Below are 14074 nucleotides of genomic sequence, written 5' to 3' on the forward strand. Positions count from 1 at the left end.
AACAGGACCTGCCACACGAGCACGGGGAACGGACCCTCGGACTGGGTCGGGAGCACGTCGACGTCGAGCGCGCGGCCCAGCAGGTAGAGCGCCGCGCTCAGGACCAGCAGGCCGGCCCACCAGCCACGGTGAAGCGCCCAGAGCAGCGCGGGAGCGATGAGGAGCGTCACGACGAAGAGGCCCAGCACGTTGATCTGCCAGGGCCCAGCCTCGAGCGTCAGGACAGCGAGGACCGTCCGCAGCGCGCCGTCGAAGGCGTACAGCTCCCGGCCCCCGTTGGACACCGACGCCGCGTCGACCGCGAGCACCGGCAGGAAGGTGGCGAGTCCGACGAGCGCCCCGACGGTCACCGAGGCGAAGTACAGGGTGCGGGCCCGGCGCCAGAGCTGCAGCGTGGTGGCCCGCGCGCCGTTGACCACCCAGCGACGCCCGAACACCATGCCGACTGCGACACCGGAGACGGGGACGAGCACCTCGGCCGCAGATACCAGGGTGCTGGTGGCGACGCCCAGCCACGAGGACAGCTGCGCGTGGTTGACGACGAGGACGATCATCGCCAGGCCGCGCAGGAGATCGAGGGCCACGTCGCGGCCCGCCGGACGGGGCGGGCACGGCAGCACCGGCCACTGCTCGAGCTCGGCGACACCTGGCGTTCTCGCCGTGGCCGGAACCCTTCCCCGGTCGCTCAGGACCCCCGCGTCGCGTTGCATAGTTCGGCCACCCTAACAAAGACCGACTCATGGAGTCGGGTATGAACACGCGCCATCATGGACGCATGGCCCTGCGCCCCTGGCCGCCCCTGCGCCGGACGCCGACGATCGCGGCGATCGTCCTCGGCGGTGCCTGCCTGCTGACCCCCGCGGCCGGCGCGGCCCGCACCGTCGTCCCGCCCCCGGCAGACGCGCAGTTCGAGTACCAACTGGGCGGCGCGTATCCCCCCGCCCCCGCTACGCGCATCGTCGTCCGTGACCGCACCGAACGCCCCGCCCGGGGCCGCTACAACGTCTGCTACGTCAACGCCTTCCAGACGCAGCCGCAGCAGAACCGCTGGTGGCGTGCCCACCACCCGACGCTGCTGCTGCGCAGGCGCGGTCGCGCCGTCCAGGACCCGGACTGGCCGGGAGAGGTGCTGCTGGACACGCGCACGACCACCCGCCGGAGAGCGATCGCGCGCATCGTCGGCCGCTGGCTGCGCGGCTGCGCCGAGGACGGGTTCCGGGCCGTGGACCTGGACAACCTCGACTCGTGGACGCGCTCGGGGGGACTGCTGCGGCGTTCCGCCAACGCAGCCCTGGCCCGATCACTGGTGGCGCGGGCCCACCGGCTCGGCCTCGCGGTCGCCCAGAAGAACACGGTCGAACTGCTCCCGCAGGCCCGGCGCCTGCGCTTCGACTTCGCGATCGCCGAGGACTGCCAGCGCTACGCCGAGTGCGACGCCTTCACCGCGGTGTACGGGCGTCGGGTCTACGAGATCGAGTACGCGATGAGCGCCTTCCGCGCGGCGTGCGCGGCCCGTGGCGCCGCGATCGCCATCACCTACCGCGACCGCGACCTGCGCCCGGCGGGCCGTCCCGGCCACCGGTCGGCCCACTGCTGAGCGGCAACCTCCGCCTACCGGCGCGTGCGGATCGTGATGCGCTTGCTCACGGTCCGGACCCGCCCGATCGAGTCGACGCCACGCAACCGCGCGGTCACGCGGACGCCGCCGGGGCGGCGCTTCAGGAGGGCCTTCCCGGTCCTGGTGAGGTTCACGTCGACCTTGAAGGAGCGCCGACCCGACACGGTGCGGGTGCCGCGCGCGATGGTCGAGACCTTCTTCGCGCCGCGCACGCGCGCCCGCAGGTCCACGCGGCAGGACGCGAGACGCAGCTTCTGCGCCTTCGCCGCACGGCAGCCGAAGTTCTCGTCGCCTCCGCGGAAGCTCACCGGCTGACGGGACGTGAACATCTCGAGGTCGAACGCCTCGCCGTACTTGCCCTGCGGGTAGTCCGCGACCCGGACCACGCCGTTGCGAACCCGCTGCGGATGCCGGCCGACCGGGATGCGGTGGACGATCTTCTCCGTCTTGTAGTCGATCACGGAGACCCAGTCGTTCTGGCTGGCCGACACGTAGCAGGACTCACCGTCGGCGCTGTTGGTCGACCAGTAGGGCTTCTTGCCGACGTCGAGGATCCGCGCGGCGAAGGTCTCGCGGTCGACGATCGCGCCGTAGTCCGACATGGTGCCCGCGACGCAGAGCTTCTCGCCCTTCTTGTCTAGCGCGATGCCGTGATGGGCGGAGTCCAGGAGGTACTGCTCCGGCATGAGCTTGGCCGCCTCCTCCGAGATCGGCAGGCGGGCGACCCGGGTGACCTTGTCGGTCGTGAGGTCGTACTCGATGAACCCGTGGAAGAACGAGACCTGGAAGTAGACGTACTTCTCGTCGGGCGAGAGCGTCATCGGGCGGACCGCGGAGGACAGCCCGGGGTACCCGGCCTCCGCGAGCTTCTCGCCCATGTCGATCCGCTTGAGGATCTCGTTGGTCTTCGCGTCGACGACCTGGAAGTACTGCCCGCCCTTGCTGGCCGAGTCGATCACGGACGGCCGGTCGGTCGGGAGGTACACGCGTCCGATGCTCGCGTGGTAGACCTTCGACCCGTCCTTGGAGTAGGTGTTCTCGTGCGGCGAGTCGCCCGAGGGGAAGCCGCCGACACGTGCCCCCGTCGCGGTGTCGAGCTCGTGGACGATGTTGCCGGTCGACGCGGACACCAGGAGGCGGGTGCCCTGGGCGTTGATCGCCATGTGGTCGGAGCGGTACCCGTCCACGGGGGCGCGCCACACGATGTTCTTGCTCGCGAGGTCGATGGCCACGACGTCCGCGAAGCTGGGACGCGAGACGTAGATCGTCCTGCCGTCGTTCGACGAGAAGACGTCGTCGTTGAACTGGTCGTTGCCCTCGCCGATCAGCTCCCGCACGCCGATGAAGAAGCCCTGCTTGACCGGGTCGAACATGATCTCCGCGAGACGTTCGCTCTTGTCGGGGACCACGTTGACGCGGTCGAGCCGCTCGTACGTCTCGGGGTCGACGATGTCGGTCGTCCCGTCCCAGTTGTTGCCCACCAGGATCGCGGGCCGGGTGACCCCCGGGGTCGGCTCGGGACCGAGGATCGTCGCGGCGTGCGCCGCCGGGGCGGCCGCGAGGCCGATCCCCGCCGCGAGCGCCGCCCGCAGGATGGTCGACGTACGGAGACGGAAGGCGAGCATGGGGAAGATGGTAGTCACGATCGTGAACGTGGGCGTTCAGTTCATCGGCAGGTCCGGTACCGGCGCACGAGCTTGACGTCGCGGCCTCGGCGGTCCTTCCCGCGCACGACGACGTGGACCGTCTGCCTGCGCCGCTTGCGCAGGTCCACGGTGCCACGGAGCCGCTTGTCCTTCAACCTCCGCAGCCGCAGCGGCTTGCCCGCCAGGGTGGCCCGCACCCCGGGCCGCAGGGCGCGGAACGTCACGGCGAAGCGCCGCCGGGACTGGCAGTACGGCTTGACGAGCCGGGCCGGCACGATGCCCGTGGTGCCCACGCCGCTCCCGGCCGGACCGCACGAGGCGGTCGTGTAGCAGGCGAGTCGCGGCTCGGCGGGCACGGTGCGGGCCTCGTAGGACGCGAACGACGCGGCGGCCGCCGCGCCGTCGACCGGCGCGGTCACCGGGTTGATCCCGGGGTGGAACGCCTGGGCACACACCCCGCGGTCGATCCGCGCGGGGTCCGCCGGCCCCGGATGGGTGAGCGCGTCGACCGCGAGCGCGTAGGCCACCGGGTCGATCAGGCCGATCAGCAGGTGCTCGTAGGTCGCGGCCGGGCAGATGTCCTGCGTCGCCACGTTGGTGCGCAGACCGTCCCCCGTCCGCAGCGACGACGACCCGGTCTCCGCGTCCTGATTGGGCTTCACCGTCTCGTCGGTCCGCGTGTAGATGCTGGTGTAGGAGATCGGAGCGAAGGTCTCCTGCCGCGAGTTCAGCGCGCGGATGAAGTCCGACTCGTCGCGCTGCTGCCAGCCGGCGGGCGAGCACGGGCTCTCGGTGCTGCACGTCGCCTCGGTCGTGCCGTGGTTCGAGGGGGCGAAGCCGATCAGGTCGTCGACCAGCCCGCGGGTGGCGGGCCACCAGCGCAGCGCCCAGCGACCGACCATGCCGCCCTGGGAGTGCCCGATGATCGACACCTTGCGCTTGGCGCGCGCGCTCATGTTCCACAGCGCGTGGACGACGTACTCGCCGGCCTGCTGGATGTCGGCGCTCGCCTGCTCCGGGAGGTCCAGCGCGCACCAGGGCACGCCGAGCTTGTCGAGGGCCGGCTGGTAGGTCCACGACCAGTTGTCCTTGGCGGTCGCGCCGGTGCCCTGGAGCAGCAGCACCGGTGTCCGGGCCGCCCCGTCGACCCCGGCCGAGCAGAGCATCGCCTTCTCCACCGCGGCTGCGTCGACGCTCAGCCCGGGGTCGGGCGCGTCGACCGGCGCGAAGCGCTCGGCAGCACCGGCGCTCCCCGGGAGGACTCCGATCACGGCGAGCAGCGACAGCACCAGGGCCCCACGGCGAGTCATCGCTCCCATGCTCCCAGACCGCGGCGGACGAGGAGACGCTCCCGCCGCCGGATGCCACCCGTGGCGCCGGGTAGGGTCCGTCGGGCGTGCCTCTTCCGGACGACGCCCCCACCTTCGACCTCCAGTCGCACTCGACCCGCTCCGACGGGGCGCTGCCTCCCCGCGAGGTGGTGGCCCGCGCGGCCGCCGCCGGGACCCGGATCCTCGCGCTCAGCGACCACGACACCGTCGAGGGCGTGGCCGAGGCGCTCGAAGCAGGGCGGGAGCACGGGATCACGGTGGTGCCCGCCGTCGAGATCAGCGTCCTGGACGGCGTCTACGAGGACCTGCACCTCCTGGGCTACAACGTGGACCACCGCTCGGCACGCCTCACCGAGGTGCTCGAGCTGTGCCGTGCCGACCGCGGGACACGGGCCTCCCGCATGGCGGACGCCCTGGAGGAGGTGGGCTGGAAGGTCGACCGCAGCGAACTGGCCGCCCAGCGAGCGGCGGGTGGCGCCGTCGGCCGCCCCCACCTCGCCCGCGCCGTCGCCTCGCACCCCGACAACGCGCGCCGGCTCGCCGACGAGGAGCTCGCCCATCCCGGGGCCACGCTCGGCCAGATCGCGGACGCCGTGCTCGTCGCCTACCTGATCCCCGGTCGCCCCGCGTTCCGTCCGCGTGCCGCGCCGACCGTCGAGGGGGCGATCGAGATCATCCACGAGGCAGGGGGACTCGCCGTCTGGGCCCACCCCTTCTGGGATCTCGACGAGGACGCCGAGGTGCTGGGCGCGATCGATCGGTTCGCCGCCGCCGGTCTCGACGGGGTCGAGGCGTTCTACATCACGCACACCGCACACCAGACCCGCCTGATCGTCGAGCACTGCACGAAGCTCGGGCTGCTGACCACGGGCTCGGCGGACTTCCATGGGCCCGAGCACGCGCGCTTCCACACCTTCCGGGCCTTCTCGCTCCACGGGCTGACGCCGAACCTCGGCCCGATCGGCGCGCCCGCCTCCCCCTAACACGGCTGCGAACGCGACGTCGCGGTGACGGCCGTCGCAGCTGCGCGCAGGTCGTGGTCGGATACGAGTCCGTACCCTGTTGCGTCGAATGGACGCCCTTCACGCGATCGTCCTCGGCATCGTGCAGGGCGCGACCGAGCTCCTCCCAGTCTCGTCGACCGGCCATGTGCGGATCGTTCCTGCCTTCCTCGGCTGGGAGGATCCGGGCGCCGCCTTCACCGCCGTCACCCAGCTCGGCACGATGTCCGCGATCCTCCTGTACTTCCGCCAGGACCTGTGGAACATCGCGAGCGCCTGGCTGCGGTCCCTGCGGGACCCGTCGCTGCGCGGCACGCTCGACGTGCGCCTGGGCTGGTTCATCATCGTCGGCACCATCCCCGTCAGCGTGTTCGGCCTGGCCTTCTCGACGACCATCGAGGACGGGGCTCGCAACCTCTACCTCATCGCCACCGTCCTCATCGTCCTCGGTCTCGTCCTGCTGCTGGCCGAGCGCGTCGGCAAGCGGGAGCGCAGCCTCGAGGACCTCACCCTCCGCGACGGCATCCTGATCGGCTTCGCGCAGGCGCTGGCCCTGATCCCGGGCGTCTCGCGCTCCGGCGCGACGATCACGATGGGCCTGTTCCTGAACCTCGATCGCCCGACCGCCGCGCGCTACTCGTTCCTGCTCAGCGTTCCGGCCGTCGTCCTCTCCGGCCTGTTCGAGATGCGCCACATCAGCGACGGGGACGGCGCCGGCTTCGGGCCGACGCTCCTGGCGACGGTGCTGGCGTTCGCCGTCGGCTACGCGACGATCGGGTTCCTGCTGCGCTGGATCTCGACCCACTCGTTCGGCATCTTCGTCGCCTACCGGGTCGCCATCGGCTCCCTGGTGCTCGTGCTCGTCAGCGCCGGCGCCATCAGCTGAGGCGGGCGCCGCGGCTCAGCGCCGCGTGACCTTCTCGCAGCCGCGGACCGTGTCCCGCCGGTCGACGATCGCCGTGTCGCGCCCGGGACCGCAGTCCACGAAGTCCTTCCCGCCACCACGCGAGATGAGCCGGTCCGCGCCAGGCCCGCCGTAGAGCCGATCCGGGTCGTAGCCGCCGTTGAGCTGATCGTTCCCGGCGCCGCCGTAGAGGTCGTCCTCACCCCGACCGCCCTCGAGCTCGTCGTCCCCGGCCCCGCCGTACAGGCGGTCGTCGCCGAAGCGGCCGAAGATCCGGTCGTTGCCCGCGTCGCCGTACAGCAGGTCGTTCCCGCCCGCTCCCTCGACGTCGTCGTCACCGCCACCAGCACGGCAGACGTCGGCGCCCGCCGTCCCGAGCAGCGTCTCGCGACCGTCGGTCCCCCCTGCCGAGCACGGGACGGAGATCTCGTCGTCCTCCTCGAGCACCGTCTCGCAGCCCTTGAGCTTGCTGCGTTCGCTGTTGAGGTTGACGAACGCGATGTCCTCGCCGGGACCGCAGTCGATCGTGTCCGGGGCCGACCCACCGAAGATGATGTCGTCGCCGGGACCCCCGGAGATGGTGTCGATGCCACGCCCCCCGACGATGAAGTCGTCGCCGTCACCGCCGGCGATCCGATCGTCGCCGAAGCGCGTCTCGATGATCACGTCGTCGCCCGGGCCACCGTCGATGTCGTCGTCCCCGTCGTCCCCGTCGATCTCGTCGTTCCCGGCACCACCGCGGAGGCGGTCGTTGCCGGTCCCTCCCGAGAGGCGGTCGTCCCCGCCGAGCCCGTTCACGGTGTCGTTGCCGGAGTCGCCGTACAGCTCGTCGTTGCGGCCGGTGCCGGAGATGCGGTTGGCCGCGAACCCGCCACGCCGCAGCCGCCCGGTCCTCCGGAACCGCGAGAGCGGACGCACCACGAGCAACACGGCGCGCTCCGCCGAGGCCGAGGCGTAGCCGCTCTCGACGAGTCGGACGGCGACGGTCACCGGCACGCGGCCCTCGCGACCCAGCGCGCGGAGGTCGGTGCCCGCGATGTCGACCGCGAGCTTCTGACCGGAGCGCGAGGCGCTGAGGGTCCGCGACACGCTGCCCAGCGCGCCCGACGTGGGACCGAGCACCTCGACCGTGACCGTGCCGGCCAGACGCGCGCGGACCGTGACGATGAGCCGACCCTCACCCTGCCCCACGGCCAGGATCTCCACGGCGCCCGCCGGGGCGGGCGCCGGCGCTGCCGGGACGGGCGCGGGGTCGGACGGGACGGGCGCGGGGTCGGCCGGGGCGGGCGGCGGGCCCTGGCCCCCCGGATCGGAGGCGGGCGGCCCCGGAGCCGGGGGCTCGGGCGCCGGCGGCGGAGAGGGCGGCGGCGGTCGGTCCACGTACTCGCAGTCGGCTGCCACGTCGTCCTCGCGATCCGCGATCACCGGCGGGTCGGCGCCGTCCCCGCAGGACACCACGTCGACCGTGCCGTCCCGGGCCGTGATGGTGTCCGTGCCGGGGCCCCCACGGACCGTGTCCGCGCCATCCAGCGGATCCAGCGTGTCGTCGCCGTCACCGCCCTCGAGCGTGTCGTCGCCTGCGCCCCCACCCAGCGCATCGTCCCCGGCGCCGCCGAGCAGCCGGTCGCTCCCGATCCCTCCGGCGAAGGCCACCTTCAGGTTCACGCGCGAGGTCGCGACGAAGGCGTCATCACCTTCCGCGCCCGCGGCCACGATGTGGGTCACGCCCGCCAGCGGACAGGTGAAGTCGTCGGTCGCGGGCGTGCGCTTCACCTCGACGCACCCGTCCGATGCCTGCACGCCGGCCCGCGACGACGTGGTCGCCGTGACCAGCACGTCGGTGGCGTCGACGTCGAAGGTCACGGTGTCGTCCCCGGTGTCCCCGGCGTACTGGACCGCAGTCCCGTCGAGCTTCAGCGTGCTCGCCTGCGCCACTCCCGAGAGCGCAAGCATCAGCAGCACCGTAGCCAAGCCCCCCGCCCGCTTCATCCCGTGCAGTCTAGGGGCCAGGCGCGTCAGGTGACGCACCTCCGCGCCTCTTCGTCACGCCTGCGCGCCAACTTCCGCTCGCGCCGCCGACAGCCGTCGCTCCAGCCGGGAGGCGAGCGCCTCCAGCGCCAGCTCCTCGGTCACGTTCAGCGCGAAGCGCGACCGGGTGTCGTCGACGAGGACGACGGCGTCGCGAAGGGCCGCAGCATCCGGGATCCGGGCCGCGTCCTGCGCCACCTGCGGGGACCGGTCGCTGTGGTGCACCAGGTCGCCCACGCCGTCGACCACGCACGCCACGTCGCGCAGCCACAGGCCCGTGAGCTGCAGTCCGTGGTCCAGTGCCTCGGCCGTCGCCCGGCGCATCTGGCGCTTGGCCGTCACCTCCCCGGCCTTGCGTGCCTTGTTCTGCTCCTTCTTCGGCAGCATCTCGACGGCCCGCTCGGTCCGCTCCATCTCCGCCTCGAACCGCGCCTGGGCGCGCTCACCCACGACCTTGAGGATGTCCGCCCAGGGCTCGGAGGCCAGGTCCCCGGCGATCACCGCGCGCGCGAACCGCTCCGCGCCGGCGCGGAGCGCCGGTCCGTCGCCGAGCGCCAGACGACGCGCCCGTCCCGCGTCGCCGAGCCCGAGCCGCGCGCACGCGTCGGCCTGCTCCGGTCCCGCCCCGGCGCGACCCAGCGCGTCCCGCAGCTGGACGGGCGTCGGCGCCTCGAACCGCACCGGCTGGCAGCGGGACAGGATCGTCGGCAGGACATCGGCCAACCGGTCGGTGACCAGGATGAGGTGCACGAAGTCCGGGGGTTCCTCGAGCGTCTTGAGGAGCTTGTTGGCGACCACGTCGCTCATCGCGTCGGCCTGCTCGAGGACGAAGACGCGGCGGCTCGCCTCGAACGGCGTGCGCGTCGCCCCCAGCACCACCGGCTCCTCGATGTCGGCCACGAGCATCTCGCTCGCCCCGCTGGGGACCACGTGGGTGAAGTCCGGGTGCACGCCCTCCTTGACGCGCCGCGCCGCGCCCGCCGGGTCGGGCGAGCCCTCCGAGAGCAGGGCCGCCGCCAGCGCGACGGCGGCGGCGCGCTTCCCGGCCCCGGGAGGCCCGTGGAACAGGTACGCGTGCGAGGCACGCCCTCCGGGTCCGACCGCGGCTCCGAGCACCGCGCGCGCGTGAGGATGGTGGTCGAGGCCGGCGAGCACGAGGCAGCGAGGGTAGCCCACGCGGACGATGAGACGGACGTGCGACACGACCGCCGCGGCGCGGCGGTAGGTTCTGCACCGGAGATGCCCGGGCGCCTCATCACGATCGAGGGGATCGACGGCGCGGGGAAGAGCACCCTGGCCGTGGCGCTGCACGACGCGCTGCGTCGTGAGGGGGCGCCGGTCCTGCTCCTGCGGGAGCCGGGCGGGGTCGCCCTCAGCGAGCGCCTCCGCGCCGTCGTCAAGGACCCCGCCCTGCGCGTCGATGCCGCCGCCGAGGCCCTCATCTACGCCGCGGCCCGCGCCCAGCTGGTCGTCGAGCGGCTGCGCCCCGCCCTCGACGCCGGTGAGTGGGTGCTGCTCGACCGCTTCGTCGACTCGTCGCTGGCCTACCAGGGCGCGGGTCGCGGGCTCGGCATCGCGACCGTCCGAGCCGTCAACGACCTGGCGACCGGCGGCCTCGAGCCCGACCGGACGCTCCTGCTGCGCATCGACCCCACCACCGGACGCGCGCGGCAGGGCGTTCGCGGCGAGTCGGCGGACCGGCTCGAGCAGGAGCCGGACGCGTTCTTCGCCACGATCGCGCACGCCTACGACGAGCTCGCGGCCGCGGAGCCCGACCGGTTCCGGGTGCTCGACGCATCGCGAGGACCCCACGAGGTGCTCCAGGCGGCGCTCGGCGCCCTCGCCGACCTCCCCCGGACGTGACCGCGCCGACGCCTAGACTCTGCCGTTCGTCCCCCTCCCCGGGGACCGTCCCATGAGTCCGCGTCATCCCGACTTCGAGGCCGAGGCGTTCGAACGCGTCGACGCCGGTCCCACCACCGTGCTGCTGCGCATCGCCGGTCGCTGGCGCGCGGACGGACGGGAGCGGCTCTCCGCTCCGGTGCTGGTGATCGACGACGGTCGCCGCAGCCACCGCTTCACCCCGTTGCCCGGCCCGGACGACGCGACACCGCTCGCGGGCCCCGACGCGCCCGCCTGGCGCGCCGCCTACTCGGCCCCGGCCACGCTCCTGGAGGGACGTCGCCTCGCCTACGCCCTCGACGCCGGTCGCGGCATCATGGTCGACCTGCCGCGCCCGCAGGCCCGCGGTGCCGCGGGGCCGCCGCCGGTGCGGCAGGAAGGCGGCCTGCGCGCCGAGCTCGCCGAGGAGCGCCAGCGCCGCGAGGAGGCCGAGCGCGCGGCGGAGACACGCCGCCAGGCCCTCCGTGAGGCCCGCGAGCAGCTCGAGGACGAGCGTGCCGCCCGGGAGGTCGCGCAGCGCGCCGCCGAGGAGGAGCGCGACGCGCGCCGGCGGTTCGAGGAGGCCGCGGCTCGTGTCGCACGGGAAGCTCAGGCCGCCGAGACGTCACGCGAGGCCGAGGTCGCACGCCTGCGGGAGGCCGGGAAGGCCGAGGTGAGCTCGCTCGTCGCCCGCGCCGCCGCCGAGGTCGAGGCCGTGCGCGCCGCCGAACGAGAGCGGGCCGACCACGAGCTCGAGGCCGCGCGCGAGGAGCTCGCCCGCGCCCGCGCCCTCACGGAGCAGCGTGGGGCCGAGCTCGACGAGGTACGCGCCGAGGCCCGCGAGGCTGTCGAGCGCCTGGGCGACGACCGCGGAGCGGCGCTGGCGGAGCGCGAGCGGCTGACGTCGGAGCTCGCCGCGCGCGAGGCCGAGGCAGCCGCGTCCCTGGCCGCCCTGACCGCGGCCAACGAGAAGCTCGAGCGTGAGCGAGCCGCGGCCTTCGAGGTGCTGGAGCGTGAGCGCGCCGCCGCCCGCGAGGTGCTGGCGCGCGAGCGAGAAGCGGCCGAGCAGGCCCGCGCCGCCGCCGAGCAGGCGCGCGCCGAGGCCGCCCAGGCCATCGAGGAACGTGCCGCCGAGGCCCGCGAGGCGCTGGCCGCCGCCGAGCAGGCGCGCGCCGAGGCCCAGGCCGCGGAGGCGCAGGCCGCGCGCGTCCTCGAGGAGACGGCCGAGCGCACGGCCGCCTCGGAGCGGGCTGCGCGGTCCGCCCAGGACGCCGCGCGCGAGCAGATCGCCGCCGCCGAGCGCGCGGCCGAGCAGGCCCGGGCCGCCGCCCAGCAGGCGCAGGAACAGATGGCCGAGCTCCGCGACGCCACCACCACGTCGGCCGAGGAGGCGCAAGCCGCTCGCGAGGAGCGCGATCGTCTCGCCGCCGAACTGCGCGAGCGCACGGAGGCCCAGCGTCTCGCCGAGACCCGCCTGGCGGCCACCCACGAGGCGCGCCAGACCGCGGACGCCCGCGCCGACGGCGCGCAGCGCCGCATCGACGAGCTGCAGGCGGCCGCCAGGAACGCCCAGCAGCGCGCGGAGCAGGCGGCCACCCGCGCCGAGCAGGCCGAGGAGCAGGCGGCGGACCTCTCCGAGCGCCTCGAGGCCGCACTGGCGCAGGCCGCGCGGGTGTCCGACCTCCAGACTGCGCTGGAGCAGGAGCGCAGCGCGCGAGCCGCCGCGGAGGAGGCCGCCGCCGAGCTGGAGCTGACCCGCGAGCGCCTCGACCAGCAGGCGACCGCACGCGCGGAGGCGGAGGGCGCCGTCCACCGTGTGCGCGCGGAGCTCTCCGAGCTCCGGGTGGAGCTGGCCGACGCCCGCGAGCGCGCCGGCCTGCTCGACGACGCGCTCGCGGCATCGCGGGACGCCGAGGGGCGCGCCGAGCAGGTCGGGGAGCAGCTCGCGCAGGCGCAGGACCGGGCCACCGAGCTGGAGCAGGCCCTCACGATCGCGTTGGCCGACCGAGGTGAGCGCGACCAGCGGATCGACGAGCTGGAGGCGGCCATCGCGGCGCGCGCCGACGAGCTCGCCGACGCGCGGGCCGACGTCGACCGCGCACGGGCCGAGCAGGCCGAGCGGACGCAGGAGGCGCAGGACCAGGCCCAGCGGGCGGAGCAGCGGGCCGCGGAGCTCCAGGACGCGCTGACCGAGCAGCAGCAGGTCGCCGCCGAGGCGGCCCGGCTCTCCCACGAGCTGGAGCAGGCCGCGGCCCGGGCGGGAGCCGCCGAGCAGCGCCTGGCGACGGTCGCGCAGCAGGCACGGGAGCGCGAGGAGCACACGCAGGAGCTCGAGGAGACCCTCGGCGCGGTGCGCCGGTCGCTGGCCGAGGAGCGGGATCGTGCCGCCCGCCTGGAGACCGAGGCGCAGCGCACGGCGGAGCTCGTCGCCCGCCGGACCGAGGAGGCCGAGGCCCGGACGCAGGAGCTCGGACTGGAGGTCGAGACGGCACGGGCCGTCGTGGCGCAGCTGACCGAGCGGGCCGAGCAGGCCGAGCGGCGCGCCGCCGACCTCGAACGGCAGGCGAGCTCCGTCGCCCGCGACCTGGAAGCGGCACACGCGGCCCAGGCCGAACTGCGCCAGCAGGCCGCGCAGCAGGGTCAGCGCGCCGCCGCGCTCGAGGCGCGCGACGCGGAGACCCGCACGCGCATGGCGGCGCTCGAGCAGCGCACCGCCGAGGCCCGGGAGCGGGCGGCCGCCCTGGAGCAGCAGGCGCAGGAGGCGGAGGACCGGGCGGCGGATGCAGAGATCCGGGCGCAGCGGGCAGAGCGCGACGCGCAGGGCGCGCGGGACGCGATCTCCGGGCTCCAGGAGCGCGCTGCCGAGGCGGACCGGCTCGCCGACGAGGAGACCCTGCTCCTGCGACGGCTCGACGAGCTCCAGCACGAGCTGGAAGCCGCGCGCGAGGAGGCCGAGCAGGCGACGACCGCCGCGCAGCGCGCCCGAACCGAGGAGCAGGACGCAACCGGTCGGGTCCGCGAGCTCGAGAGCACCCTGGCGGCCGAGCGCGCCACCGCGGAGCAGACGCGCCACGCGGTCCGCGCTGCCACCGGAGAGCTGTCGGACGCCAAGGAGCGCATCCGGACGCTGACCGACGAGCTCGTCCAGGCCGGCGCGGAGCGGGAGGAGCTCCAGCAGCAGGTGGTGAGCGCCGGGGATCGTGCGATCGCTGCCGAACGCCGCTCCGAGACGCTGGCGCAGGAGCTGCAGGCCGCCAGCGCCGAGGCCGAGAAGGCTCGGACCCTGGCGGATCGCCTGCCCGAGCTCGAGGCCGCGGCGCAGCGCGCCGAGTCGCAGGCGCAAGCTGCGCGCCAGGAACTGGACGAGGTGACGCAGCGCCACGCCCAGGAGGTCCGGGACGGCGAGCGCACGGCGGCGGCGCTGCGGGAGCGCCTGGCGGAGACCGAGACGCGCGCGGAAGCGTCCGAGGCCCGCGTGCCGGAGCTGGAAGCTCGCGCCCAGCAGCTCGCCGCCGAGCTGCACGCCCTCGCCGAGGACCGCGACGCCCGGAGCGCCGCGGTCGCGGAGGCGTCCGAGCGGGCCGAGTCCGCGGAGGCGCGTGCAGCGCAGCTCGCCGACGAGGTCGCGTCGTTGCGGCAGCGTGCCGACGAGGCGACCGCGCTGG

General features: G+C 74.4%; 10 protein-coding genes. 5 read left to right on the forward strand and 5 right to left on the reverse strand.

What is annotated here, in order from left to right; all coding sequences use genetic code 11:
• Positions 1 to 710 (reverse strand): OpgC domain-containing protein (gene opgC, locus ABYE80_RS08495; protein ID WP_372789840.1); only part of this gene is annotated, 710 nt, incomplete at its 3' end.
• 65 nt (positions 711 to 775) lie between these two features.
• On the opposite strand from opgC, the gene ABYE80_RS08500 reads away from it, so the two are divergent.
• Positions 776 to 1597 (forward strand): endo alpha-1,4 polygalactosaminidase, encoded by an 822-nt coding sequence (locus ABYE80_RS08500; RefSeq protein ID WP_372789841.1) that lies wholly within the window; start codon positions 776 to 778, stop codon positions 1595 to 1597.
• Positions 1598 to 1611: 14 nt separating this feature from the next.
• Here the strand turns inward: ABYE80_RS08500 and ABYE80_RS08505 are convergent, their stop codons facing one another.
• Both ABYE80_RS08505 and ABYE80_RS08510 read right to left on the reverse strand, forming a co-directional pair.
• Positions 1612 to 3243 (reverse strand): YncE family protein, encoded by a 1632-nt coding sequence (locus ABYE80_RS08505; RefSeq protein WP_372789842.1) that lies wholly within the window; start codon positions 3241 to 3243, stop codon positions 1612 to 1614.
• Between the two features lie 41 nt (positions 3244 to 3284).
• The gene (locus ABYE80_RS08510; RefSeq protein WP_372789843.1) at positions 3285 to 4574 is read right to left on the reverse strand and encodes a lipase; all 1290 of its coding nucleotides are present in this window, start codon (positions 4572 to 4574) and stop codon (positions 3285 to 3287) included.
• A gap of 86 nt (positions 4575 to 4660) precedes the next feature.
• On the opposite strand from ABYE80_RS08510, the gene ABYE80_RS08515 reads away from it, so the two are divergent.
• The gene (locus tag ABYE80_RS08515) at positions 4661 to 5578 is read left to right on the forward strand and encodes a PHP domain-containing protein (protein ID WP_372789844.1); all 918 of its coding nucleotides are present in this window, start codon (positions 4661 to 4663) and stop codon (positions 5576 to 5578) included.
• Between the two features lie 88 nt (positions 5579 to 5666).
• Positions 5667 to 6482, forward strand: a complete 816-nt coding sequence (locus ABYE80_RS08520) for an undecaprenyl-diphosphate phosphatase (protein WP_372789845.1) — start codon at positions 5667 to 5669, stop codon at positions 6480 to 6482.
• A 15-nt stretch (positions 6483 to 6497) separates the two neighbouring features.
• Here the strand turns inward: ABYE80_RS08520 and ABYE80_RS08525 are convergent, their stop codons facing one another.
• Positions 6498 to 8453, reverse strand: a complete 1956-nt coding sequence (locus ABYE80_RS08525; protein WP_372789846.1) for a calcium-binding protein — start codon at positions 8451 to 8453, stop codon at positions 6498 to 6500.
• Positions 8454 to 8543: 90 nt separating this feature from the next.
• Complete coding sequence (locus ABYE80_RS08530; RefSeq protein WP_372789847.1) at positions 8544 to 9704, reverse strand: hypothetical protein; 1161 nt, start codon at positions 9702 to 9704, stop codon at positions 8544 to 8546.
• Positions 9705 to 9767: 63 nt separating this feature from the next.
• Between ABYE80_RS08530 and tmk the strand changes: the two genes are divergently transcribed.
• Positions 9768 to 10391 (forward strand): dTMP kinase, encoded by a 624-nt coding sequence (gene tmk / locus ABYE80_RS08535; protein WP_372789848.1) that lies wholly within the window; start codon positions 9768 to 9770, stop codon positions 10389 to 10391.
• A gap of 52 nt (positions 10392 to 10443) precedes the next feature.
• A partial coding sequence (locus ABYE80_RS08540; RefSeq protein WP_372789849.1) for a hypothetical protein occupies positions 10444 to 14074 on the forward strand: 3631 nt, incomplete at its 3' end.

Origin of the sequence: Paraconexibacter sp., from assembly GCF_041602235.1 — a bacterium.
GTDB lineage: Bacteria > Actinomycetota > Thermoleophilia > Solirubrobacterales > Solirubrobacteraceae > Paraconexibacter.